The organism is Pseudonocardia alaniniphila (genome assembly GCF_022524485.1).
Classification (GTDB): domain Bacteria; phylum Actinomycetota; class Actinomycetes; order Mycobacteriales; family Pseudonocardiaceae; genus Pseudonocardia; species Pseudonocardia alaniniphila.
The window spans coordinates 124188-147686 of record NZ_JAKXMK010000006.1 but is presented as its reverse complement, the minus strand read 5'-3'; the positions used below and the strand labels follow the sequence as shown (position 1 = coordinate 147686).

21 protein-coding genes and 1 pseudogene are annotated in these 23499 nt (G+C 71.5%); 16 read left to right on the top strand and 6 right to left on the bottom strand.

Going from position 1 to position 23499, the window contains the following annotated elements:
• Nucleotides 1-4: 4 nt before the first annotated feature.
• Genes MMF94_RS07495 through MMF94_RS07485 form a run of 3 tightly spaced genes read right to left on the bottom strand, consistent with a single transcriptional unit; the run spans nucleotide 5 to nucleotide 3832 of the window.
• Nucleotides 5-598, bottom strand: a complete 594-nt coding sequence (locus MMF94_RS07495) for a UdgX family uracil-DNA binding protein (protein WP_241035556.1) — start codon at nucleotides 596-598, stop codon at nucleotides 5-7.
• A gap of 46 nt (nucleotides 599-644) precedes the next feature.
• The gene (locus MMF94_RS07490) at nucleotides 645-2489 is read right to left on the bottom strand and encodes a bifunctional homocysteine S-methyltransferase/methylenetetrahydrofolate reductase (RefSeq protein ID WP_241035555.1); all 1845 of its coding nucleotides are present in this window, start codon (nucleotides 2487-2489) and stop codon (nucleotides 645-647) included.
• Complete coding sequence (locus tag MMF94_RS07485; RefSeq protein ID WP_241035554.1) at nucleotides 2486-3832, bottom strand: PucR family transcriptional regulator; 1347 nt, start codon at nucleotides 3830-3832, stop codon at nucleotides 2486-2488. Before MMF94_RS07485 ends, MMF94_RS07490 begins: the two co-directional genes overlap by 4 nt.
• 137 nt (nucleotides 3833-3969) lie before the next feature.
• On the opposite strand from MMF94_RS07485, the gene MMF94_RS07480 reads away from it, so the two are divergent.
• The 10 genes and pseudogenes from MMF94_RS07480 (at nucleotide 3970) to asnB (ending at nucleotide 14813) form a co-directional block, all read left to right on the top strand.
• Nucleotides 3970-4263 carry a hypothetical protein gene (locus MMF94_RS07480; protein WP_241035553.1) on the top strand — a complete coding sequence of 98 codons (294 nt, stop codon included), beginning with the start codon at nucleotides 3970-3972 and terminating at the stop codon, nucleotides 4261-4263.
• An 80-nt stretch (nucleotides 4264-4343) separates the two neighbouring features.
• Nucleotides 4344-4958 carry a methylenetetrahydrofolate reductase C-terminal domain-containing protein gene (locus MMF94_RS07475; protein ID WP_241035552.1) on the top strand — a complete coding sequence of 205 codons (615 nt, stop codon included), beginning with the start codon at nucleotides 4344-4346 and terminating at the stop codon, nucleotides 4956-4958.
• On the top strand, nucleotides 4955-5899 hold the full coding sequence (locus MMF94_RS07470; RefSeq protein WP_241035551.1) for a methylenetetrahydrofolate reductase: 945 nt from the start codon (nucleotides 4955-4957) through the stop codon (nucleotides 5897-5899). The genes MMF94_RS07475 and MMF94_RS07470 overlap by 4 nt, the downstream gene beginning before the upstream one ends.
• Nucleotides 5889-7364, top strand: coding sequence for an SAM-dependent methyltransferase (locus tag MMF94_RS07465; RefSeq protein ID WP_241035550.1), 1476 nt, complete (start codon nucleotides 5889-5891; stop codon nucleotides 7362-7364). Before MMF94_RS07470 ends, MMF94_RS07465 begins: the two co-directional genes overlap by 11 nt.
• Nucleotides 7364-8473 carry a uroporphyrinogen decarboxylase/cobalamine-independent methonine synthase family protein gene (locus tag MMF94_RS07460; RefSeq protein ID WP_241035549.1) on the top strand — a complete coding sequence of 370 codons (1110 nt, stop codon included), beginning with the start codon at nucleotides 7364-7366 and terminating at the stop codon, nucleotides 8471-8473. The genes MMF94_RS07465 and MMF94_RS07460 overlap by 1 nt, the downstream gene beginning before the upstream one ends.
• A gap of 5 nt (nucleotides 8474-8478) precedes the next feature.
• Entirely contained in the window at nucleotides 8479-9684 is a 1206-nt protein-coding gene (gene metK / locus MMF94_RS07455; protein ID WP_241035742.1) for a methionine adenosyltransferase, read from the top strand.
• Nucleotides 9684-11384 (top strand): formate--tetrahydrofolate ligase, encoded by a 1701-nt coding sequence (locus MMF94_RS07450; RefSeq protein WP_241035548.1) that lies wholly within the window; start codon nucleotides 9684-9686, stop codon nucleotides 11382-11384. The genes metK and MMF94_RS07450 overlap by 1 nt, the downstream gene beginning before the upstream one ends.
• An 88-nt stretch (nucleotides 11385-11472) precedes the next feature.
• Complete coding sequence (locus MMF94_RS07445; RefSeq protein ID WP_241035547.1) at nucleotides 11473-11664, top strand: hypothetical protein; 192 nt, start codon at nucleotides 11473-11475, stop codon at nucleotides 11662-11664.
• A gap of 60 nt (nucleotides 11665-11724) precedes the next feature.
• Nucleotides 11725-12666 carry a 1-phosphofructokinase family hexose kinase gene (locus MMF94_RS07440; RefSeq protein WP_241035546.1) on the top strand — a complete coding sequence of 314 codons (942 nt, stop codon included), beginning with the start codon at nucleotides 11725-11727 and terminating at the stop codon, nucleotides 12664-12666.
• 325 nt (nucleotides 12667-12991) lie between these two features.
• Nucleotides 12992-14813 (top strand): annotated as a pseudogene (gene asnB / locus MMF94_RS07435) (asparagine synthase (glutamine-hydrolyzing)).
• Between the two features lie 126 nt (nucleotides 14814-14939).
• Here the strand turns inward: asnB and MMF94_RS07430 are convergent.
• From MMF94_RS07430 to MMF94_RS07420, 3 genes are all read right to left on the bottom strand, one after another.
• Nucleotides 14940-16214: a glycosyltransferase gene (locus MMF94_RS07430; protein WP_241035741.1), complete on the bottom strand. Its 1275-nt coding sequence runs from the start codon at nucleotides 16212-16214 to the stop codon at nucleotides 14940-14942.
• 193 nt (nucleotides 16215-16407) lie between these two features.
• Entirely contained in the window at nucleotides 16408-16827 is a 420-nt protein-coding gene (locus MMF94_RS07425) for an STAS domain-containing protein (RefSeq protein ID WP_241035545.1), read from the bottom strand.
• Nucleotides 16828-16952: 125 nt separating this feature from the next.
• On the bottom strand, nucleotides 16953-18644 hold the full coding sequence (locus MMF94_RS07420; protein ID WP_241035544.1) for an MFS transporter: 1692 nt from the start codon (nucleotides 18642-18644) through the stop codon (nucleotides 16953-16955).
• Nucleotides 18645-18824: 180 nt separating this feature from the next.
• Here MMF94_RS07420 and MMF94_RS07415 point away from each other — a divergent pair, with 180 nt between their 5' ends.
• The 6 genes from MMF94_RS07415 to MMF94_RS07390 all read left to right on the top strand — a co-directional run bounded on the left by MMF94_RS07415 (nucleotide 18825) and on the right by MMF94_RS07390 (nucleotide 23423).
• Nucleotides 18825-20036 carry an acyl-CoA dehydrogenase family protein gene (locus tag MMF94_RS07415; RefSeq protein WP_277398669.1) on the top strand — a complete coding sequence of 404 codons (1212 nt, stop codon included), beginning with the start codon at nucleotides 18825-18827 and terminating at the stop codon, nucleotides 20034-20036.
• A gap of 202 nt (nucleotides 20037-20238) precedes the next feature.
• Nucleotides 20239-21300: an AbrB family transcriptional regulator gene (locus MMF94_RS07410; protein WP_241035542.1), complete on the top strand. Its 1062-nt coding sequence runs from the start codon at nucleotides 20239-20241 to the stop codon at nucleotides 21298-21300.
• A gap of 68 nt (nucleotides 21301-21368) precedes the next feature.
• Complete coding sequence (locus MMF94_RS07405; protein WP_241035541.1) at nucleotides 21369-22103, top strand: class I SAM-dependent methyltransferase; 735 nt, start codon at nucleotides 21369-21371, stop codon at nucleotides 22101-22103.
• Nucleotides 22104-22143: 40 nt separating this feature from the next.
• Nucleotides 22144-22527 (top strand): VOC family protein, encoded by a 384-nt coding sequence (locus MMF94_RS07400; protein WP_241035540.1) that lies wholly within the window; start codon nucleotides 22144-22146, stop codon nucleotides 22525-22527.
• Between the two features lie 138 nt (nucleotides 22528-22665).
• The gene (locus MMF94_RS07395; protein ID WP_241035539.1) at nucleotides 22666-22839 is read left to right on the top strand and encodes a CsbD family protein; all 174 of its coding nucleotides are present in this window, start codon (nucleotides 22666-22668) and stop codon (nucleotides 22837-22839) included.
• Between the two features lie 416 nt (nucleotides 22840-23255).
• Nucleotides 23256-23423, top strand: coding sequence for a CsbD family protein (locus MMF94_RS07390; protein WP_241035538.1), 168 nt, complete (start codon nucleotides 23256-23258; stop codon nucleotides 23421-23423).
• The last annotated feature ends 76 nt before the right edge of the window (nucleotides 23424-23499 follow it).

Below are 23499 nucleotides of genomic sequence, written 5' to 3'. Positions count from 1 at the left end.
CGGATCAGCGGCGCAGACCGGCCACCACCCGCAGATCGGACACCAGCGCGTCGAGCGCCTCGTCGCGGGTCTCCGGCGGTCCGCGCAGGATCGCCGAGGGGTGGACGGTGGGCACCAGACTGCGGCCCTCCCACTCAAGCACCTCTCCACGCACCCGGCTGATGCGGAAACCCGGCCCGAGCAGCGCCTTGCCCGCGACCGCGCCGAGGGTGGCCAGCACGGCGGGCCGCACGGCGCGCAGCTCGCCGTCCAGCCACGGGCGGCAGGCCCGGATGTGCGTCACGCCGGGCGTCTTGTGCAATCGGCGGTTGCCCCGCTGCTCGAACCGGAAGTGCTTGACCGCGCTGGTGAGGTACGCCTCGGCCCGGTCGATTCCGGCGCGCTCCAGAGCCGTGTCGAGCACGCGCCCGGCCGGCCCGACGAAGGGCCTGCCCGCGACGTCCTCCTTGTCGCCCGGCTGTTCCCCCACCAGCATCAGCCAGGCTGTGGGTGGGCCTTCGCCGAACACCGTCTGCGTGGCGGACTCGTAGAGCTCGCAGGCCGTGCAGTGCGTGGCCTCGCGACGCAGCGCGTCCAGGCTGAGCTCGCCGGTCTCCACACCGTCGTGCTACCCACACCCGCCGCCGGGGAACCGTGGCGCCATCTCAGTCGCCCCGGGCTGCGGCCAGCAGCTCTGCGGCTGCCTCGGCGTCGGAGGGCAGGGCCAGCACCACACCCGCCGCGAACGTCCGGGCCGCTCGCACGAGCTCAGCCGCCAGCTCCACGCCGGCCCGCGCCGCTCCGCCACCCGCTGCCCCGTCCCGGCCGCTGTCGGCGCGGTCGAGCGCGACGAGGGTGGCCGCGGGCACCGCCGTATCGGGCACCTCGTGCGCGAGGTACTCCGCCTCGGCGAAGCTGCGCAGCGGCCGCACCGACACGAGCAGCGGTGCCGGCTCGCCCAGCACGTCGCGCAACCGCTGCAACGAGTCGAAGTCGTAGACGGGCCGCGTGATGAGGAACTGCGCCCCCGCCTCCACCTTGCGCAACGCACGGGCGGCCTCGGCGTGCAGGTCGTGCGAACCCGGCGCCACCCGCACCCCGATCTCGAACGCGGTCTTGCCCGCCAGCCGCAGCCCGTTGCAGTCACGGCCGTCGTTGAGGCCCGCCAGCAGCTCGACCAGGCCGATCGAGTCGACGTCCCACACACCGTCGACGTGCGGGTAGTCGCCGAGCAGCGGGGGGCTGCCGGTCTCGCACACCACGCGGCGCACCCCGAGCGCGTGGGCCCCGAGCAGGTCGGCCTGGAGCGCCATGATCGTGCGGTCCCAGGTGGTGACGCTCGCGAGTGCCTCGACGTCGAGCTGGTTCTGCAGGTGAACGGCCAGGTTCACCGGGTTCAGCTGGGCCCGTGGGCCGTCGCCCGCGGGCACCCACACCCGGTTCACGCCCAGGGCCTGGACGGCCTCTGCCTGCGTGAGCGCCTCGGCGACGTGCCCGGCCTGCGGGGCCTGGATCTCGGCCAGCACGTCGAAGCGCGGTCCGGGCCGCTCGGCTGCGGCCCCGGCGGCGGTGGGCTCGGCGACGGCGGCGGCACGGCGCGAGGCCACGCCCGGGACGGTGCGCGCGATCGCCCGGACGACCGCATCGAGGTGCGCCGGGGTGGTGCCGCAGCACCCGCCCACCACCGAGACACCCGCCGCCACGAGCAGCTGCGCGTACCGGGCGAAGTAGTGCGCGTCGACGTCGTAGGAGAAGCGGGGACCGCTGGTGCGGCGCGGGAGGCCTGCGTTGGGCAGCGCCGACATCGGGAGGTCGGTGTGGGAGCGCAGTTCCTGCACCACCGCCAGCACGCCCTGCGGCCCGAGTGTGCAGTTGGTGCCCAGCGCCGCAACGGGCAGGTCGGCCAGCGCGGCGCACACGTCGTGTGGGGTGTCCCCGCCGAGGGTGCGCCCGTCGGCGGCGAACGTGGCCTGGGCCAGCACCGGAACTCCGGTCGCCACGGCGACGCCTGCCGCCTCCACCAGCTCGTCGAGGTAGCCGAAGGTCTCGAGCACGATCACATCGACGCCGGCGGCGACGAGCGCGGCCACCTGCTCGCGCACCGCCGCCTCACGGTCGGCGGGGGCCACCCGGCGCCGCTGCTGCAGTGTGACGGCCGGGGCCACCGATCCGGCCACGAACACGGGCCGGCCCGCTGCCGACGCGGCCGCCCTGGCGACCCGCACGCCGGCCATGTTGATCTCGGCCGTGCGATCACCGAGGCCGTGCACCTCCAGCCGCAGCCTGCTCGCACCGAACGTGTTGGTCTGGATCAGCTCGACCCCGGTGGCGAGGTAGCTGTCGTGGATCCGCTGCACCTGGTCCGGGTCGGACAGGTTCAGTTCCGGTAGCGCCCGCTCCAGCGGGTTGCCCGCGGCGTGCAACACCGTGCCCATCGCACCGTCGGCGACGAGCACCCCCTGTGCCACCCGCTCCCGGAACCCCTCGGGCGACCCGTTCGACCCTGTCATGGCACGTCCCCCAGCACCTGCATGATCTCGCACGCCAGCTGCGCCATCAGCCGGTCACGGTAGTGGTCCAGCCGCAGGCCCGCGATCTCCTCGACCCGCCGGATCCGGTAAGTCACGGTGTTGGGGTGCACGTGCAGCTCCCGGGCGGTGCGCTGCGGGCTGCCGTTGCAGCGGAACCACTCGCAGAGCGTGCCCACCAGGTCGGCGCGGTGCTCGCGGTCACGCACGAGCTCGCCGAGGACGTCCGCGGCGAAGGCGCGCAGCTCGCCGAGGTCGGGCACCTGCAGCAGCAGCCGGTGTACGCCCAGGTCGTCGAAGGCGAGCACGGCGGGTGCCCGGCCCATCCGACGCGCCGCGTCAACCGCGCTGCGTGCCTCGGAGTAGCTCCGCGAGATCTCCGCGGCCGTGCGGCAGCACCCGCCGACGCCCGCGACGATCGCCGCCTCGGGATGGCGGTCCAGCACCGCCGCCCGGCATTTCTCGGCCAGCGCGCGGACCCCGTCGAGGCCGCCACCGCGCTCGGGCGGCGCCGGCACCACGGCCACGACCTCCGTGTCCCGCAAGGCGACGATGGCGCCCGGCATCCGGCGCGCGATCACGTGCTGGGCAGGCGTGAGCACGCGGGCGGTGTCGGCAGGCGCGCGCCCGGCGGCCGCGGCGCCGTCGAGCAGCCCCACGGCGAGGACGTGGTGGTCGGTGCCCCGGACGAAGCCGAGGTGCCCGGCCCAGCGCTGCGCCTCCTCGTCGTCGCGGTCCTTGGCGAGGAGCAGGCCCTCGATCAGGTCGGTGCGGGCCCGGCCCGCGGCCGCGGCGACCACCCGCTCGCGGCCCAGGATGATCCCGCAGATGGTGGCCGCGTGCTCGGTCAGCAGGAGGTTCAGGTCGTCGTCGAGCTCTTGTTCCGGAGCGCGGGGCTGCACCGGGGGCAGCGTCACGAGGTACGCCGCGACCTCGTCGCCGACGAGGATCGGCGCCACCACGACGGGCCCCACGACCGGGCCGGCCTCGACGCCGAGTCCCGGTAGCGACACCGGTCTGCGGTTCTGCGCGGCCGCCGCGAGGACGGGCCCGAGCGAGGCGGACGCCGAGGTCTCCGCCAGCCGCTCCCCCGTGTCGGCAGGGGCGGCGGCGAGCACCTCGACCGCGGGTCCCAGCACGGCCACGGCCGATCCCGTGCGGTGCGCGACGAGCCGCACGACACCGTCGACGTCGGAGTCCTGCGAGGCGAGGCCCGACAGGTGGCTGTAGACGGCCACCAGCTCGCGCAGGAGCACGTTCTCCCGCCGGTCGCCCGCCGCCGTCGCGGCCGGAGCGACCCGTGACGGATGCGCCGACGCAGGCATGGGGGGAAGCGTAATCACCTCTGTCCGATTGACCCAAGGATCAGCGGTCAGTCTTTGTGTTCCGGCACATGTGATCGGCGCCATGGCCTGGATAACGTCACCAACACCCACCGGGACGACGAAGCGAAGGAGCGGGCGTGGACACGACTTCGAGGCCGCGACAAGATCTGCGCACCGCTGCCGAGACCTCCCCGGTCGGCCCGCTCCTGCGCGAGCTGGAGCGCATCTCCGGGCACGCCGACACCGAGCGTGCCGCCGCTGACCAGGCTGTCATCGCCGCATTGCGCGCGGAGGTCACCGCTCTGCGGGCGGCCGTGGCACACCTGCGCGCAGGCACCGCGGCACTGCCGAGGCACCTCCAGCCCGTCGTCGCCCGCGCCATGATCGCCGTGGAGACCGCGGGCTCCGACCCTTCCACGCCCACAGGCTGAGTGCCCGCGCGGGCTGTAATCGGCCACAAACGCGCTGACCGCTCGCGATTCGACGGCACTTGCGAGGGAGAGGCACCCCGATGACGGAACGGCCCCACCCCACTCCGCCGGCAGCATCTGCGCGCGGCACCTATCGCCTCGCTCCGTTCCTTCGGCCGAACTCCGCGTACCGGCGGCTGGCCGCCTGGCTGGAGCGCTCCCCGCGGGCGTTGCGCATGTTCACCGCGGCAGAGCGGCGCACCAAGGAAGCCGTGTTCGGCTGCCGGATGTGTGGTCAGTGCGCACTCCCCGCCACCGGCTACGCCTGCCCGATGACCTGCCCGAAGCAGCTGCGCAACGGACCCTGCGGAGGGGTGTCGCCCAGCGGTGCGTGCGAGGTGTACCCGGCCGAACGCTGCGTCTGGGTCATCGCCCATGAACGGGCCGCGAGCGCGGGCCGCGCGGACGACCTCGCCCTGCTGCAGCGGCCGGTGGACCGCCGATCCAGCGGGTCGAGCTCCTGGGTCAACTACTGGCTCGGCCGCGACGAGGATCTCTGGACCGGCGACGACGGGCTCGCCGACCGTCCCGCGATCCACCGCTCCCCCGTGGATCTGGGGTTGCCGGCGGTGCGCACGCGCGAGCTTGCGAGCGAATCATCGGACACAGCAGCCCCGCGAACGCGGCCGACGAGCGTCAGCGAGGAGGACTCGTGAGCGCGCCCCCGCAGCTGCGCACGGCAGGCGGCCTGCGCGGAGCGCTCGCGTCGGGCCGGTTCGCGGTGACGGCCGAGATCGGGCCGCCCCGCGGCGTCGACCCGCACTCGGTCGGGCAGTCGGCGGCGCTTCTGCGCGGCTGGGTCGATGCCGCCAACGTCACCGACAACCAGGGGGCCCACGTCCGGCTCTCCAGCCTCGCCGGGAGCCTGCTGACGGCCGAGGCGGGTGTGGAGCCGGTGATGCAGCTGACCTGCCGCGACCGCAACCGGATCGCGCTGCAGTCCGACCTGATCGCCGCCGCGACCCTCGGCATCCCCAACGTGCTGCTGCTCACAGGGGATCACCCCCGGTTCGGTGACCATCCGGACGCGAAGCCGGTGTTCGACCTCGACAGCGTCCAGCTCGTGTGGACCGCCCGCACCATGCGCGACGACGGGCTCCTGCTCTCCGGACGGCCACTGGACCCGCGGCCGGGGTTCCTGATCGGTGCCGTGGAGAACCCGTTCGCCCCGCCGACCGACTTCCGCGCGGCGCGGCTGGGCAAGAAGGTGGCCGCGGGCGCGGAGTTCTGCCAGACCCAGTTCGTGTTCGACGTCGCAGGCTTCGCCCGCTTCATGACCGAGGTCACAGACCGTGGCCTCGATACCCGCTGCGCCGTGCTCGCCGGGGTGGGCCCGATCCGGTCGCTGCGCGCGTACGAGTTCATCCGCACCAAGGTGCCCGGCATCCACGTCCCCGACGAGGTCGGCCGCAGGCTCCGCGGTGTGCCCGCCGACCGCGTCGCCGCGGAGGGCGTGGCGATCTGCGTGGAGACCATCCAGGCGTTGCGCGAGATCCCCGGTGTCGCCGGGGTGCACATCATGGCGTTCGGCTACGAGCGTGGGATCCCCGAGATCCTCGAGCGGGCCGGGCTGGAGAGGAGTGCACGTGCTGGTTGAGATCCGGCCGGCGGCCCGGCTGCGGGGCAAGAACGCCGTGGACATCACCGCGGCGCTGGCCCCGGTGTTCGGCGCCCTCGGCACCGAGAACGCCGACGACGGGCCGGTCACCGACCTGTCCCGGCTGCGGGTGGTGGCCGACTGGGTCCAGTACCGCAACAACTTCCGCACCCCCGTCGAGCTGCGCCCGGTCGTCGGGGGTGGACCGCCCGAGCTGGCCCTGGACCTGCGCGGACTCTCCGGTGCGGACCCCGACGCCGTCAGCTCCGGGGTGGGCGCCGCCCTGCACGCCCACCGCGGCGGAGGCGCGAGCGCCCGCCACCTGATCCTGGAGGAGTGGGCGCCGAGCCGTTCCAGCCAGATCTGGGCGTTCAACTCGCTGTACTGGCAGCACCTGCAGCTGTGGGAGGAGGCGACGGGGCAGGGCTACGAGTCGGCGCTGCCGGGCGGGCAGAGCGACGCGCGCCACCTGGAGCCGGTGCGCGAGACCATCGGCAGGCTGTTCGCGATCTGGGACTCGCTCGCCGAGCGCCGGGCGCTGCCCGAGGAGCTCTACGTCGTGGAGCTCGGCGTGGGCAACGGCAACCAGGCCAGCACCTGGCTCGACACGTTCGTCGAGATGGACCGGGCACACGGGCGCGAGTACTACCGGCGCCTGCACTACCTCATGTGCGACTACTCCCCGCACGTTCTGGAGATGGCCCGGGCCACCGTCCGCGGCCACGCCGAGCACGTCAGCTCGTTCGTGCTCGACGCCATGCGCCCGCTGACCTCGCTCGCCTTTCTGAAGTTCAAGGTCTTCTTCGTCTACATCTCGAACGTCTACGACAACCTGCCCACCGACGAGATCGCCACGATCGGGCAGCGCGAGCACCTGGTGGAAGCACGGGCCTACCTCCCCGAACCGGAGGCCGATGCGATCGCCGCGGGCCTCGGGATCGAGCAGCAGGCGCTCGCCGCGCTCGTGCAGAAGCTGCTGCGCCTGGGGCCCACCCTCCTTGCCGAGGCGATGCCGCAGCACTTCCCCGACGTTCCCGCAGCGGTGCAGTTCTGGCGGGCCTGCTGGCAGGCGCTGAAGCTGCAGGAACGCTACGTTCCACTGCACGGCCTCGACACCTACGAGATCGCCCCCGGCATCAACGGCGAGCTGCTGCGGCCGCTGCTCTCCACCGGAGGGGACGTGCGGATGCACGTGTCGAACGGGGCGGCCACGAGCTTCGCCGAGACACTCCCGCTGCTGCACCCCTACGGCACGCTGCAGTGCCACGACATCGTCGTCACCGACCCCCACCAGTTCCGCAACAGCTTCCGCGGTCCGGGCAAGTACGACGGGTCGGTCGTGAACTGGGTGAACGGGCCGCTGCTCGCCCACATCGGTGCCCGCAAGGGCTTCGACGTCTCGTTCGCGCCGTTCCGGCGCAGCGGCAGCAACATCACCACGATGACGGCGGACGTGAGGGATTGATGACCGTGACGACGGCCCAGGAGACGATCCCGGACACGACCCCGGCGGGCCCGCAGGCCACGCCGGAACCTCCGCCCCGGCCCACCCGCACGCTGCTCCCCACCACTGTGATCGGATCATGGTCGGTGCCGGACTGGCTGGAGCGGGCCAAGACCGGCATCCACCACGGCAGCGTGAGCCGAAGCCAGCTCGCGGACATGCACGACATGGCGGTGAAGGCCGCGCTGAAGGACCAGGAGGTGGCAGGCATCGACATCGTGTCCGACGGTGAGCTGCGCCGTGACAACGACATCGACTACCTGCTGGCCCGCGTGCCCGGCGTCGAGGTGCGCGACGCCGTGAAGGCCTTCTACTTCGACTATCTGGACCTGCACCTGCCCAGGCCGATCCCCGACCCCGGGCCGGGGCCGCTTGGGCTGGTCCCGGACCTGGAGTTCACCCTCGCCCACACCAACCGGCCGGTGCGGTTCTCGGTCACGGGCCCGTTCTCGCTGTCGCGGCGGCTGCGGTGCGGAGGCGCCGCCGCCTACTCGGAGCGGGCCGACCTCGTGCGCGGGCTCGCCCGCGTGCTCAACGCCGAGGCCCGCGCGCTCGCCGCGGCGGGCGCGCAGCTGCTGCAGATCGACGAACCGCTGCTCGCGGGGCACCCTGAGGACGTGGGGCTCGCTGTGGAGGCGGTCAACATCGTCACCGAGGACGTCCCGGTCACCTGGGCGCTGCACGTCTGTTACGGCAACCGCTATGCCCGTCCCCTGTGGGAGGGGCACTACGACTTCCTGTTCCCCGCCGTCCTGGACGCCGCGGTCGACCAGCTCCTGCTGGAGTTCGCGCGCAAGGGCGACGAGGACCTGCAGCTGATCGAGCGTCACGGGTGGGACCGCGTGCTCGGCGTGGGCGTCCTCGACGTGAAGACGCCCGACGTCGAAGCGGTCGACGTCATCGAGAAGCGCATCGAGCGGGCTCTGCAGGTCCTGCCCGCCGACCGGATTCTCGTCACCCCCGACTGCGGGCTCCGGCATGTGCCGGCCGACGCCGCCCGCGCGAAGCTGCGCGCAATGACCAGCGCGGCCGCCGCTGTCCGCGACCGTATCCAGAAGGAGAACACGTGATCCCCCTGGCCGAGAACGAACACCTCTTCACCTCGGAGTCGGTCACCGAGGGCCACCCCGACAAGATCGCCGACCAGATCTCGGACGCGATCCTCGACGCGGCACTCGCTGAGGACCCGACCTCGCGCGTGGCGTGCGAGACGCTCGTCACCACCGGGCTCGTCGTCGTGGCGGGCGAGATCACCACCAGGGCCACGATCGACTTCGCCGGGGTCGTGCGGCGCACCATCTGCGACATCGGCTACGACGACGGCGCCTACGGCTTCGACGGCAGGCACTGCGCCGTGATGATCACGCTCGACAAGCAGTCACCCGACATCGCCCAGGGTGTCGACGTCGCTCATGAGCACCGCGGCAAGCTCTCCGAGGACGAGCTCGACAGCGCGGGCGCGGGCGACCAGGGCATGATGTTCGGCTTCGCCACGCGCGAGACCCCCGAGCTCATGCCCCTGCCGATCGCGCTCGCCCACCGGCTCTCGCGGAGACTCGCGGCCGTGCGCAAGGACGGCACGCTGCCCTACCTGCGTCCCGACGGGAAGACGCAGGTCACCGTGCGCTACCGCGACGGCGTTCCGGTCGCCGTCGAGAAGGTCCTGATCTCCACGCAGCACGCCGAGGAGGTCTCCACGGAGCAGATCCGCAACGACCTGTGGGAGCACGTCGTCACCCGCGAGATCCCGGCCGAGCTCTACTCCGCCGAGGCCCTCAAGGAGAACTACTTCGTCAACCCGACGGGCCGGTTCGTGATCGGCGGCCCGGTCGGCGACGCGGGCCTCACCGGCCGCAAGATCATCGTCGACACCTACGGCGGGTTCGCCCGCCACGGCGGCGGCGCGTTCTCCGGCAAGGACTCGTCCAAGGTCGACCGGTCCGCCGCCTACGCTGCCCGCTACGTGGCGAAGAACCTCGTGGCCGCCGGGCTCGCCGACAAGGTGGAGGTGCAGGTGGCGTACGCGATCGGGGTGGCCAGGCCGCTGTCGGTGCTGGTGGAGACCTTCGGCACCGAGCACGTGCCCCTCGCGAACATCCGCAAGCTCGTCGACGAGCACTTCGACCTGCGCCCGGCCGCGTTCCGCCGGGACCTGCAGCTGAACCGCCCGATCTTCGGCAAGACCGCCGCCTACGGCCACTTCGGCCGTGACGACCCCGACTTCACGTGGGAGCGCACCGACAAGGCCGACGAGCTGCGCGCAGCGGCGGGGCTGGGCTGATGGCCGGATTTCCGACCGACCTGGAGATCGCGAAGGCGGCGAAGCTACAACCCCTCGGGGACATCGCCGCCGAGATGGGCATCGGGCCGCACCTCGTCACGCCCTACGGGCGGCAGGTCGCGAAGATCGAGCTCGCAGCGATCGACGAGCTCGCCGACCGGCCGCGCGCCAAGTACATCGTGGTCTCCGCAGTCACCCCGACGCCGCTCGGTGAGGGCAAGACCACCACCACCGTGGGGCTCGGCCAGGCGATGCGCCACATCGGCAAGCGCGCCACCATCGCGATCCGCCAGCCGTCCATGGGGCCGACGTTCGGCATCAAGGGTGGCGCCGCCGGTGGTGGCTACTCGCAGGTGGTGCCGATGGAGCAGCTCAACCTGCACCTCACCGGCGACTTCCACGCCGTCACCGCCGCCCACAACATGCTCTCGGCGGTGCTCGACAACCACCTGTTCCAGGGCAACGAGAGCGAGATCGACCAGCACAACATCACCTGGCGCCGGGTGCTCGACGTCAACGACCGGGCGCTGCGCAACGTCATCGTCGGGCTGGGCTCGCGGCTCGACGGCGTGCCGCGCCAGACCGGGTTCGACATCACGGCGGCGTCCGAGGTAATGGCGATCTTCGCGCTCGCCCGGTCGGTCCCGGAGATGCGTGAACGGCTCGGACGCATCGTCGTGGCCTACACCCGCGACGGGAAGCCGGTCACAGCCGAGGACATCGGCGGCGCCGGCGCGATGGCCGTGATCATGCGGGACGCGATGGCGCCCAACCTGCTGCAGACGCTGGAGAACACTCCGGTGCTGGTGCACGCGGGCCCGTTCGGCAACATCGCGCACGGCAACTCCTCGGTGGTGGCCGACCTGATCGGCATCCACTCCGGCGACTACCTCATCACCGAGGCCGGGTTCGGTGCCGACATGGGCGCCGAGCGCTTCTTCAACATCAAGTGCCGTGCCTCGGGTCTCACCCCCGACGCCGCGGTCGTCGTCACCACGGTCCGGGCGCTCAAGGCGCACTCCGGCAAGCACCGCATCGTGGCCGGCCGGCCACTGCCGGAGGCGCTGCTCGCCGAGAACCCCGACGAGGTGCACATCGGCGGGGCCAACCTGCGCAAGCAGATCGAGAACATCCGCCTGCACGGCATCCCCGCGGTGGTCGCGATCAACGCCTTCCCTGACGACCACCCGAGCGAGCACGCCGCGATCGCCGATATCGCGGAGTCGATGGGCGCCCGCTCGGCGGTGTGCACGCACTTCGCCGACGGCGGACGCGGCGCCACCGATCTCGCGCGCGCGGTGGCGGAGGCAGCCGACGAACCGTCGGACTTCCATTTCCTCTACCCCGAGAGCGCCCCGCTGCGGGAGAAGATCGAGATCGTCGCGCGGGAGGTCTACGGCGCCGACGGCGTGGACTACGACCCACCCGCCGCGCGTCAGCTCGACTCCTACGAGCGCAACGGGTTCGGGCACCTGCCCGTGTGCATCGCGAAGACGCACCTGTCGATCTCGTCGGACCCCTCGCTCAAGGGCGCGCCGACGGGGTGGCGACTACCGGTTCGGGAGGTGCGGGCGTCGGTGGGTGCGGGCTTCATCTACCCGATCTGCGGCGACATGCGCACCATGCCGGGGCTCGGGGCGCATCCCGCGGCGCACAAGATCGACCTGGACGCCGACGGAAACATCATGAACTTGTCCTGACGGCCGGTCGGACGTGCACCGGTTCCCCGGAGCCGGTGCACGTCCGTTGCCCGCGAGTCGGTCATGACCAGCCGGGGTACCCGAGCGCATGACCGAGCACGAACACGAGCCCGTCGAGAGCGCACGACCCCGGCTCGACCCGAGCGACTGTCCCAGTAGCGTCCGGCCGGACGCCCTCGAGCCCGAGGACGACGAGGACGAGGACGAGGACGGGGCCCGTCAAGACACCGACGGGCGAGACGAGCACGGTCCTCCGTCGGAGGCGCCCGACCCCGCGTGACGCTCCGCGACCTGGAATGCCCACCGCGTAGCAAAAAGGCGATACGGGTACGAAACGGACATGCCACCGACAGTCGTCGTCTTCGCTCCCTCTCCCCTGCTGACCGTCACCATCGAAGACCGGGCCGGTGTGCCCGACATCCACGTCCACGCCGGCGGGCAGGCGGTGTGGCAGGCCCGCATGATCTCCAGTCTCGGTGTCCCGGTGGTGCTGTGCGCCACCCTGGGCGGCGAGGCGGGTGACGTGCTCGGGCACCTGCTCCCCAGCGAGGGCGTGGAGCTGCGGGCCGTGCCCGTCGACTCGCGCAACGGCGGCTATGTGCACGACCGCCGGGACGGCGACCGCGACCCGATCGCTGAGGCGCCCGGCTCGCCGCTGGACCGCCACGAGCAAGACGCTCTCTACGAACTGATGCTGCACGAAGGCATCACGCACGGCACCGCCCTGCTCGGCGGCCCGAACTCCGACGACGTGATCCCGGCGGCGCTCTACGCCCGCCTCGCCGCCGACCTCTCCCGCAACGGCTGCCGCGTGGCGGCCGACCTCTCGGGCAAACGTCTCGACGCAGTGCTCGAGGGCGGCCCGTTCGTCATCAAGGTGAGCCACGAAGAGCTGCTCGCGGACGGCCGCGCCGAGAACGACGACCCGGCGACGCTGGTCGCAGCGATGCGGCAGCTGCGAGCGGAGGGTGCCGGCACGGTGATCGTCTCGCGTGCCGCCGAGCCCACACTCGCCCTCCTGCCGGAGGGACTCCAGGACGGGAGTGACGTCCTGGAGATCCGCGTGCCGGAGCTGACCCCCGCCGAGACCCGCGGGGCGGGCGACTCGATGACGGCGGGCGTCGTGGCGTCACTCGTGCAGGGGGCGCCGGTGCGGGAGGCGTTGCGCACAGGCGCCGCGTGCGGGGCCCTGAACGTCGTCCGGCGCGGGCTCGGGACGGGCGGTGCGGAAGCCATCCGTGCGCTCGCCGAGCGGGTCGAGCTCAGCGACTGGAAGAAGTGACGCCGCGCCCGCATCCAGACTTCCTGGTGACCGGCATCCGTCAGAACCTCAGCCGTTTCAAGCAATTAGTTTTCCTCATAAGTAGGAAGCCGGAATATCGCGTCGGCGTCGAATTCCCGTGAGCGGTATCACTGTGATCCTGCGACGATGGCGCCCCGCGATCCATGTGGCGTACGTTGGCCTGGTCGCTCGCTTTCAGCTGCAGCCGGCATCGTCACCGTCGACGATATGCGGACACATAGCAGCAGCCACGATCATCACCGATCGCGATCTTGGCACAGTTCTCGCATCCTCGTTCCGAGGATCATGGATTCGGGGGGCCTTCATGTGTGGAATAACCGGCTGGGTGGCGTTCGACGCCGACCTGCACGCCGAATCCGAAGCCATCAGCGCGATGACCGACACGATGGCCTGCCGAGGCCCCGACGACGAGGGCACCTGGGTGCGCGGGCATGCGGCACCGGCGCCTGAGCATCATCGACCTGGCGGGCGGGCGGCAACCGATGGTCGAAGAAACCGCCGACGGCCCGGTGGCGCTCGTCTACTCCGGCGAGACCTACAATTTCACCGAGCTGCGCAACGAGCTCGTCTCCCGGGGCCACTATTTCGAGACGCATTCAGACACCGAGGTTGTGTTGCGCGCCTACCTGGAATGGGGTAGCGCCTCGGCGGAGCGCCTGAACGGGATGTACGCGTTCGCCGTGTGGGACGCCCGGATCCAGCGGCTCGTCATGATCCGCGACCGGATGGGCGTCAAGCCCCTGTACTACTACGAAACCGAGGACGGCGTGCTGTTCGGCTCGGAGCCGAAGGCGACCCTGGCCCACCCGCTCGCCGAGCATGTCGTCAGCCTGGACGGGTTGCGCGACATGTTCAGTCAATCCAAGTCGCCGACGATGGTCGTGTGGGAGGGCATGCGTGAGGTGGAGCCCGGCTGTGTGGTCACCACCCCCCGGGGCGGCCTCCAGGCCACACGCTATTGGAGCTTGCCCACCCGCGAGCACACCGATTCCCGAGATGCCACCGTCGCCCACGTCCGGGAACTGCTCGAGGACATCGTGGCGCGTCAGCTGGTGTCGGACGTGCCATGCTGCACCCTGCTGTCCGGCGGCCTCGACTCGTCCGTCATCACCGAGATCGCCGCCGGGCGGCAGGCGCGCGCAGGTGAGACCATCCGCACCTTCTCCGTCGAGTACGCCGGCCAGACCGAGCGCTTCGTCGCCGACACCGCCCGCGACGCCCCGGACACCCCGTTCGCGCACGAGGTAGCTGCGCATGCCGGCACCGAGCATCAGGACATCCGGCTGGACCCCGAAGCCCTGACCGACATCGATGTCCGGACCGCCGTCGTGCGCTCCCGGGACATCCCGCAGGGCCTCGGAGATATGGACACGTCGATGTACCTGCTGTTCCGAGACTTGCGGGCACACTCCACCGTTGCGTTGTCCGGCGAGTCGGCCGACGAGATCTTCGGCGGCTACCGCGAGTTCTTCAGCCCCGAGGCGCTGCAGGCCCGCAGCTTTCCCTGGTTGACGGAGGTGACGCCCATGAGGGGCCGTCGAAACTCTCGATCCCGGATTGCAGGCCACACTGGCGTTGCCCGAGTACGCCAGGGATACCTATGACAGTGCGGTCGCGGCGGTTCCATGCCTGGACGACGACGATGATCACGAGTATCGGATGCGCCAGCTCAGCCATCTCTACCTGACCCGTTTCCTTCGCTTGCTGCTGGACCGTAAGGATCGGCTGTCCATGGCCGTCGGGTTGGAGGTCCGGGTACCGTTCTGTGATCACCGGCTGGTCGAATACGTCTACAACGCACCGTGGCCTTTGAAGGTATATGACGGGAGGGAGAAGTCGCTGCTGCGCGGGGCCGTCGGTGACCTTTTGCCCCGCTCCGTGCTGGAACGGAGAAAAGCGCCGTACCCTTCCACTCAGGATCCCGCCTACGTGACCAAGTTGCGGGGCATCTGCCGAGACTATGTCATCGGCTCAGCCCATCCGGTTGTCGAACTGGTCGATCGCAACTGGTTGGCCGGTGCCGTCGTCGAGGATGGGCCGGCGCGGCCGAGCACCCGCCGCAGCCTCGACGGTCCATCGACCTGGCCATCTGGCTCGATATCTACAACCCGACCCTGAAAATCTGATCCCGCGAAAGTCGATCGGGGTCACCGCCGTCGCCGGAGAATACGGAGGAGGCGATCAGCGTGGCCACCGTGCCGGTCGACGTGGTCGGCGGCACCGGTACGCCCGGCACAGGCGCCGCCGCTGGCTCATCGGCCCGCGCCTGCGGTCTTCGTCCCGTCCATCTCGGCACCGTCCATCTCGGCACCGTCCACGTCCGGCTCGGGATCCGCTGCGGCACGGACGCGGCCGTTGCGCACCTCGATGACCTCCTCGTAGACGACCGCGGTGGCCGCCGCCACCCGTTCCCAGTCGTAGCGGGCGAGCACGCGGTCGTGCCCGGCGATGCCGAAGGCCGCGCCACGCGTCGGGGAGGCGAGCAGGTCACGCACCGCGGCAGCCACGGCGTCCGGACGGCGAGGCGGGACGAGCAGGCCGGTGACCTGGTCCACCACCGTGTCCTGGATCCCTCCGACGGCGCTGGCCACCACCGGACGCGCGCACGCCATCGCCTCGAGCGGCACGATCCCGAACGGCTCGTACCACGGCACGCACACCACCGCGTCCGCCGAGCGCAGCAGGGCAGGGACCTCGTCCCTGCCGACCGGCCCGATCAGCCGTACCCGATCGGCCACCCCGACGGCCTCTGCATGCGAGCGCAACCGTTCGGCGTACGGATCGTCGGAATGCGCCCCGCCGGCCACCACCAGCTCGGCGTGCGGAATGCGGCGCAACGCCTCGATCACCTCGTCGACACCCTTGTGCCGCACCATTCGGCCGAGTGAGAGAAGCCGCGGTCGCTCGGAGCGTTGCGCCACCGGCCCTTCGGGAGCGAACAGCTCGGTGTCGACCCCGCACGGCACCACGCTGATCCGCCGGCGCGGCGCACCGAGCCGCGCCAGCTCGAAGACCTCGTCGGTGCAGGTGGCGAGCACGCGATCCACCGCGCGAGCCACGGCGAGCTCCGCACGGATGCGCCCTTCCGGGCTCGTGTCCTCGCTGCCCTGGTGGCGGCGCGTCACGCTCCCGAGCGCGTGGAAGGTCTCCACGACGGGTATCCGCCCACCCGCGGCGGCGAGCGCCACCATGCCGGACATCCAGTAGTGCGCGTGGACGACATCGGGCCGATCGGTCGCCCAGGCCGCCTTCACCGTGTCCGTGAAGGCCGGGAGGTGCGGCACCAGCTCGTCCTTCGGTAGCGATTCGGCCGGGCCCGCCGATGCATGGCGGACCACCACGCCCGGTCGCAACGGCACCGTGTCGGGAAGCGAGGGATCGTCGCGGCGCGTCCACACCGTCACCTCGTGGCCCATCGCGGCAAGAGCGGAGCTCAGCTCCAGCACGTGCACGTTCTGGCCGCCGGCGTCGGTCCCGCTCAGTGCGGCGAGGGGGCTGGCGTGGTCGGACACCATCGCGATACGCATCAGCAGCAGCTCCTTCCGACGACGGGCGTCGTCCACGAGCCGTTCACGTGCCACAGCAGAATGTTCACGCCAAGGGATTAACTCTTGCCACTGCGAAGAAAACCTCACAGGCGCAACTGCTACTCGTCGGAGCCAATTACTACGCTCCGTCGCGCTCCGGAAACCGAACGACCCCGCGGGCGCGGCTCTCGGCTCAGGCGATCTCGGCGATCGCCTCGTCGAGGGTGTCGCAGTGCCGGAACACCTCGAGCAGGTTGGTGATCTGAAGGACGCGACGTACGGCCCGTCCAGCGGCTGCCGTGCGGAACGAGACTCCACCTGCGTCTGCGCGACTGCGGGCGTCCATCAGCACGACGAGCCCCGTCGAACCGCAGAACAACAGGCCGGACATGTCCACGACCAGCCCTTTCGGGCCCGCGTCCACGGCCCGGAACGCCACCTCACGCAGCAGCCCGGCGGTCGAGAGATCCACCTCGCCCGCCGGTGCGACGACGAGCACTCCGCTTCGCGGCTCGGACACCGGCACCGTCAGCAGATCGGGACGCAGCGACACAGGAGTGCGCGGCTGCGGGACCTCGGAGCCGGCCGAGGCGAGCTCGAAGCGCCGTGTCATCCGATACTCACCTCCGGTGGTGAGGTAAATGAGGGGCACCACCAACCCCGAGCAGCCTCAACGATGCTCCCCGCCGACCTGGGGCGCAACCACGCCACTCGGTCGGCGGGTGGGTGATCTGGCCCTCAGTCCTGGAAGCGGGCCCGCACCGCGCCGTCCGGCCCGTCGTCGACCAGCGCGCCCACGGCCAGCCCGTAGCGCAGCGCCGCGGCGAACCGGTCGGGCGCCCAGGCGTCCGCGCCGACGCGTTCGCCCAGCTCCGACGACGGCAACGGGCCGTTGCGCAGCGCCTCGAGGATGGCGCCCAGCTCCCGGTCTCGTTCGGGGTCCTCGATCGGAGGCGCCTGGTTGTCGCTGCGGGCGGCAACGGCCGGACGGCCTGGTGGCCGCCCGTCGGTCTCCGCGTGCCCGGCCCGGCTGCCCGCCGTCCGTGCCGACAGCGGCGCCGCGACGTCCTCCAGCGACCGGCCGGCAGCCTCGATCCCCAGCAGGAGCTCGGCGAGCCCGGCGACGATCATGACCCCGGCGCCGATGTAGTAACCGAATGCGACGTTCTCCTCGCGGCCGCTCGCCGCGAGCGAGCTGAAGAGCACCGGCCCGATGATCCCGCCGAGTCCCGTTCCCACGGCGTAGAAGAGCGCGATGCACATGGCTCGGATCTCCATCGGGAAGATCTCCGACACCGTGAGATAGGCCGCGCTGGCGCCGCAGGACGCGAGGAAGAAGACGGCGGTCCAGGCCGCCACGAGGGTCCAGGCCGACAGTGCGCCCGCCGAGAACAACCACGCCGTGCCGACGAGCAGCAGACCCGAACCCACATAGCTCACCGTGATCATCACCCGGCGCCCGATCGTGTCGAACAGCCTGCCGAGGACCAGCGGCCCGATCAGGCTGCCCAGCGCCAGCGGGATGAGGTAGAGGCCGGTGGAGGCGCTCGGCACCCCGAAGAACGTGGCGAGGACGAGCCCGAAGGTGAAGTACACGGCGTTGTAGAGGAACGCCTGGCCCACGAAGAGCGCGAGCCCGAGCAGCGCGCGCCGGGGATAGGTGCCCAGCACCGTCCTGGCGATCTCGCCGAAGCCGGTGCTGCTTCGCCGGGTCACCTCCAGGAAGTCCTCCACCGGGGGCAACGGCGCACCGGTCTCCCGCTCGACCCCGCGCTCGATGTCTCCGACCAGGGCCTCGGCGTCGTCGTTGCGGCCGTGCGTGTAGAGCCAGCGCGGGCTCTCCGGGACGTGCCGGCGGACGACGAGGATCACCGCACCCAGCACGGCGCCGAGGGCGAACGCCACCCGCCAGCCGATCTCGGCCGGGATGAGCACGGGATCGAGCAGCACCAGGGTGAGCGCGGCCCCGACCGCGGCGCCCGCCCAGTACGAACCGTTCACGGCCAGCGACACGGTGGCACGCATGCGGGCGGGCACCAGTTCGTCGATCGCCGAGTTGATGGCGGCGTACTCCCCGCCGATGCCTGCGCCCGTCAGGAACCGCATGACGAGGAAGAACCAGGCGGTGAAGGAGAAGGCGGTGGCGATCGTGGCCGCGAGGTAGAGCCCGAGCGTCACGAGGAAGAGCTTCTTGCGGCCGAACCGGTCGGTCAGGTAGCCGAACACCAGCGAGCCGACGACGGCGCCTGCGACGTAGATCGCGGCCGCGAGCCCGACCTCGGTGTCGGTCAACGCCAGGCCGCTGTCCGGTTCGGTGAGCCGGGCGGCGAGCGCGCCGACGATCGTCACCTCGAGACCGTCGAGGATCCAGACGGTGCCCAGGCCCAGCAGCACGAGCCGGTGCCAGCGCACCCACGGGAGGCGATCCATTCGAGCCGGAACGTCGGTTCGTACCGTGCTCGCCCCCACCATGCCGGCGATTAGCCGGGAGCCCGGACACCGAAACATGGCCGACGACACCCGTGCATTGCCTGTCACCGGCCCCGGCGCCAATACTGCGAAGATGGTCACCCATTCTCGTCGAACGTCGACCCAGACCGTGGAGGAACTGTGATCGGCCCTTCACCGTCGATTTCGACGGAATGCACGAGTCCGCACGACGAACTGATCGATCGGGCCCGGGAGCTCGTGCCGCTCCTGCGTGCGAACGCCGCCGAGACCGAGCGCCTCGGCCGACTCCCCGAGGACAACGTCACCGCGCTGCGCGACGCGGGCTTCTTCGCACTCGGCGCCCCGCGCTGTGTCGGAGGACCTGAGGTCGACTTCCGGACATGGGTCGACGTGGTCGCCGAGCTCGCCCGCGGATGCGGCTCCAGCGCCTGGGTCGCCACGCTTCTCTCGATGGGCTCCCACTGGGTCGGCCTGCTCGGGGACCGCGCCCGCTCCGACGTCTGGGCCGCCGACCCGCATGCGGCGGTCTGCTTGAACCCGAACCCGAGTGCTCGCAGCCGCGCCGTGGAGGGTGGCATGGTCGTCAGCGGGCGGTGGCGGCCCATGTCCGGCTGCAACCACGCCCAGTGGGTCATGGGGGGCCTACCGGTTCAGGACGAGCAGGGCGCGGTCGTCGACCGGAAGCTGGTGCTCGTGCCGATGAGCCAGGCCCGCATCGAAGAGACCTGGAATGTCGCCGGAATGCGGGGAACAGGCAGCAACACCGTTGTCGTCGACGACGTCTTCGTGCCCGAACATCGCATTCTGTCGATGCCCAGGGCGCTCGCCGGCGACTACGCGGCCGATCATTCCGACGAGCCGCGGTACGCCATTTCGGCGTCCTCGTTGGTGGCCGTCGCCCAGGCGGCCCCGGCGCTCGGCCTGGCCGCCGCGGCTCTGGAACACACGCTGGACGTCCTCGGCGCGGGCCGGGCGGTCGGGACGTCGATCTACCAGAACGCGATCGACTCACCGAGCGTGCAGTTCAACGTCGCCGACGCCGCACGGCTGATCGACACCGCCAGGATGCACGCCGATCGGGCCGTCCGGGACATGGAGCAGGGTGTCCGTGAGCGGCACCCGCTGGACCTGGACACCCGTGCCCGCATCCGCATGGACGTCGGCACCGTCATGCGGAGCACGCAGCAGGCGGTGGGCCTGCTCCTGGACGCGGGTGGGAGCGGCGGGTTCGACCTGGGCAACCCGGTCCAGCGGATCTGGCGCGACCTGGAGACGGTGGTACGGCACCAGATCCTCTCCCCCGACCTCAGCCGCGAGATCTACGGACGCGCGCTGCTCGGCGTCGAGCCACAGGTCAGCAACCTGATCTGAACCGCCCGCGTGCGAACTGTCCGCTCCGCGGCCGGGTGGCCTGTGCGGCGCACGCATCCTCACCCGCGATGAACCTCGGATCGCCAGGACCAGCGGGTGCGGCGGGGTGGAGTAGCCCGCACTGTTCGTCTCGTCACTGAGGTGGGCTTTGTCGGCCCGGCCATAGTGCGTCGCGACGCCCCCGTGGCCGAGGATCGAGGCGATGAGATCGCGCGGCTGGGCACAGTGGGCACTGTTGGTCGCGCTGACGGCGGTGGTGACGGGCGGGATGGCCCTGCTCGACGTGCCGTCTCCCGGCCTCTTCGCCGGGCTGGTCGTCGCCACCGTGCTCGCGCTCGCCGGCTGGGCGCCCAAGCAGGTGGCGCCGTCGGCCACCACTCTGGCCCAGGCGGTGATCGGGGTGGTCATCGGCGTGCTCGCCCAGCCCTCCACGCTCACCCAGCTCGCGGCGGACTGGCTGCCGGTGCTGCTGGTGAGCGTGGCCACACTCGGCGTCAGCATGGCGGCGGGCCTGCTCCTCGGACTGCGTCCCGGTGTCACCCCCCTGACCGGGATGCTCGCGCTCACCGCGGGCGGGGCCTCCGGGCTCGTCGCGGTCAGCCGGGACCTCGGTGCCGACGACCGGGTCGTGGCCGTCGTGCAGTACCTGCGCGTCGGCCTGGTCACCGCGACGATGCCGATCGTGGCGGCGCTCGTGTTCGGCGCGTCCGGCTCGACCACGTCGGGCCCGGACACGGGAGGGCCGGCCTGGTATGTCGACCTCGGCTTCCTCGTGGTCTGCGCCGGCGTCGGGCTCGCACTGACCCACCTCGCCCGGGTACCGGCGGGCGGGCTGCTCGGGCCGATGGCCGTCGCGATCGCGCTCAACCTCGCAGGCTGGTCCTTCGGCGCGACCCCGCCCACGCTCATCGTCGAGGTCGCCTACGCCGTGATCGGCTGGCAGGCGGGCGTGCGCTTCACCCGCGAGAGCCTGCGCATGGTGCTCGGCATACTGCCGCTCGCCGCGGCGCTCATCGCCGCGGTGATCGTCGCGTGCGCCGGCCTCGGTCTGCTGCTCACGGGCCTGACCGGTGCCACCCCGCTGGAGACCTACCTCGCGACCACACCCGGCGGGATCTACGCGGTGCTGGCGACGGCGGTCTCGTCGGGCGCGAACGCCACCTTCGTCGTGGCGGTCCAGGTGTTGCGGCTGGTCCTCATGCTGCTGGTGGCGCCGCTGCTGGCCCGGTTGGTGGGCCGGCGCGGCCGCGCGCCGGAGCCCTGACCGCACGAGCGGCACACGCGTCCGAAATCGCTGGACCAACGTGCCGCTCATACGGTCGGGTGTGCGCCATGGACGTCGAGAATGCGTTCTGGCCGGCCCATGACGGGCTCGCGCAGCAGGCCCCGGGGTCGGCCGCGACGACCCGCCTGCTGCTCCGGCTGGCCGGACCGTTGCCTGCCCGACCCCGCGCGGTGGACATCGGCTGCGGTGGTGGCCAGGCGAGCGTCCTTCTGGCCGCGGAGGCGGGCGCCGAGGTCGTGGCCGTCGACACGCACGAGCCGTTCCTGGAGCAGACGCGGGCAGCCGCTGCCGCGGCCGGTCTCGGTGGCCGGGTGCGCACCGTGGCCGCACGGATGCAGGACCTACCGCTCCCCGCCGGCTCGGTGGACCTGCTCTGGGCCGAGGGCTCGGCCTACCTGATGGGGTTCGACGCGGCGCTCGCGGCATGGCGAGACCTGCTGGCCCCGGGCGGCGCGCTGGTGCTCACCGAGTGCGAGTGGACCACCCCCGAGCCCGCCCCCGGTGCTCGCGCGTTCTGGGACGCGGCGTACCCGGCGATGCGTACCACCGACGGCAACGTCCGCGCAGCGCTGGCGGCCGGCTGGACCGTCGCCGCGACCTACCTGCTCCCCGACTCCGACTGGGCTGCCTACTACGACCCCCTCGCCGCACGCATCGAGGCGCTGCGGGCCGACGGGATCGACGGAGCGTCACTCGACGAGGTGGCGCGCGAGATCGAGATCCGCCGTGCTTACGGCGGCGACTACGGCTACACGGGCTACGTCCTGCGCCCCCGGTCCTGACCGGCCCGAAATGTCGGGTGGACCCGCTACCGTCCGTGCCATGACGACCACCACCGGAATCGCCACGCTGAGCGTCATCGCCCTCGACTGCCGCGAGCCCAAGGCCCTCGCCGAGTTCTACAGCGCGCTCTCCGGCGCTCCCGTCGTGCGCTCGGAGGACGACTGGGTGCAGCTCGCCGGCCAGGGTGGTGTCGCGCTGGCCTTCCAGCTGGCTCCCGACCACGTCCCGCCGCAATGGCCGAGCGAGGAGCAGCCGCAGCAGATCCACCTCGACTTCGACGTGCCCGACCTCGACGCCGCAGAGGCGCAGGTGCTCGCGATCGGTGCCCGCAAGCACGAGCACCAGCCCGGCACCACCTTCCGGGTCTACCTCGATCCCGCCGGCCACCCGTTCTGCCTCTGCCTAGCCTCCCCCGCCTCGTAGTCGCACAACAGCCGGCCGTCCCCCTCCCCACGGCCACCGGGGGCGGCCGGTGTGTGGGATCGCCGAAGCCCGGGTAGGCCGGTTCCAGCGATCGATGCCGGGGGCGCTCCCCGGGCATCCGAGGAACGGAGGCTCCACATGGGTACCGACGACAAGATCGACAACAAGGCCGAGCAGCTCAAGGGCAAGGCCAAGGAGAAGATCGGCCACGCCACGGGCGACGAGGAACTCGAGGCCGAGGGTCACGCCGACCAGGCCAAGGGCAACCTCAAGCAGGCGGGCGAGAAGATCAAGGACGTCTTCCGCAGCTGAGCCTTGTCGCTCCGCTCACCGCAGAACGGGCCCGGTCGCGCCTGGAGCGGCCGGGCCCTCGCGCGTCCGCGTCCCGCGCATCGCATGTCCCGGCCCGCCCGCTGGTCTTTCGCGATCGGCGGTTCGGGCCCGCGAGCCGTGTCACTCGCGGCTGCCGAACCCCCGAACGATGATGGCGGTGGGCCGCCATCGAAGGCCGGGGCTCGCGATCGGTGCCCGTGGGCACGAGCACCGGCCCGGGCATCACCTTTCGGGTGTACTCGACCCGGCCGGCCACCCGTTCTACCTGTGCCGGGATGACACGTCCGAGTAATCCCTCGCGCACGGAGTGTGGGCTCACCGGGCCCCGGGGTAGCTCCTGACCGCAGGTGATTCCGCGGGCGTCCGCGGCATCCGATGAGAATGGAGACTGAGGAATGGGCGACAAGGTCCGCAACAAGGCCAAGAAGCTCAAGGGCAAGGCCAAGGAGAAGGTCGGCCAGGCCACCGGCAACCAGCAGCTCCAGGCCGAAGGGCACGCCGACCAAGCGAAGGGCGACATGCGGCAGGTCGGCGAGAAGATGAAGGACGTCTACCGCGGCTGATCCCGCGCCAGCTCACCGATACCGGGCCCGGTCGCTCGCAGGAGCGGCCGGGTCCGTGGCCGTCAGGGGGGTGCGC

What these genes read in the sequence shown, in the direction of transcription:
- MMF94_RS07490 (WP_241035555.1), bottom strand. Translation starts at nt 2,489, where the DNA reads ATGACAGGGTCGAACGGGTCGCCCGAGGGGTTCCGGGAGCGGGTGGCA.
- MMF94_RS07485 (WP_241035554.1), bottom strand. Translation starts at nt 3,832, where the DNA reads ATGCCTGCGTCGGCGCATCCGTCACGGGTCGCTCCGGCCGCGACGGCG.
- MMF94_RS07475 (WP_241035552.1), top strand. Translation starts at nt 4,344, where the DNA reads ATGACGGAACGGCCCCACCCCACTCCGCCGGCAGCATCTGCGCGCGGC.
- MMF94_RS07460 (WP_241035549.1), top strand. Translation starts at nt 7,364, where the DNA reads ATGACCGTGACGACGGCCCAGGAGACGATCCCGGACACGACCCCGGCG.
- MMF94_RS07450 (WP_241035548.1), top strand. Translation starts at nt 9,684, where the DNA reads ATGGCCGGATTTCCGACCGACCTGGAGATCGCGAAGGCGGCGAAGCTA.
- MMF94_RS07445 (WP_241035547.1), top strand. Translation starts at nt 11,473, where the DNA reads ATGACCGAGCACGAACACGAGCCCGTCGAGAGCGCACGACCCCGGCTC.
- MMF94_RS07440 (WP_241035546.1), top strand. Translation starts at nt 11,725, where the DNA reads ATGCCACCGACAGTCGTCGTCTTCGCTCCCTCTCCCCTGCTGACCGTC.
- MMF94_RS07430 (WP_241035741.1), bottom strand. Translation starts at nt 16,214, where the DNA reads ATGCGTATCGCGATGGTGTCCGACCACGCCAGCCCCCTCGCCGCACTG.
- MMF94_RS07425 (WP_241035545.1), bottom strand. Translation starts at nt 16,827, where the DNA reads ATGACACGGCGCTTCGAGCTCGCCTCGGCCGGCTCCGAGGTCCCGCAG.
- MMF94_RS07420 (WP_241035544.1), bottom strand. Translation starts at nt 18,644, where the DNA reads ATGGATCGCCTCCCGTGGGTGCGCTGGCACCGGCTCGTGCTGCTGGGC.
- MMF94_RS07410 (WP_241035542.1), top strand. Translation starts at nt 20,239, where the DNA reads ATGAGATCGCGCGGCTGGGCACAGTGGGCACTGTTGGTCGCGCTGACG.
- MMF94_RS07405 (WP_241035541.1), top strand. Translation starts at nt 21,369, where the DNA reads ATGGACGTCGAGAATGCGTTCTGGCCGGCCCATGACGGGCTCGCGCAG.
- MMF94_RS07400 (WP_241035540.1), top strand. Translation starts at nt 22,144, where the DNA reads ATGACGACCACCACCGGAATCGCCACGCTGAGCGTCATCGCCCTCGAC.
- MMF94_RS07395 (WP_241035539.1), top strand. Translation starts at nt 22,666, where the DNA reads ATGGGTACCGACGACAAGATCGACAACAAGGCCGAGCAGCTCAAGGGC.
- MMF94_RS07390 (WP_241035538.1), top strand. Translation starts at nt 23,256, where the DNA reads ATGGGCGACAAGGTCCGCAACAAGGCCAAGAAGCTCAAGGGCAAGGCC.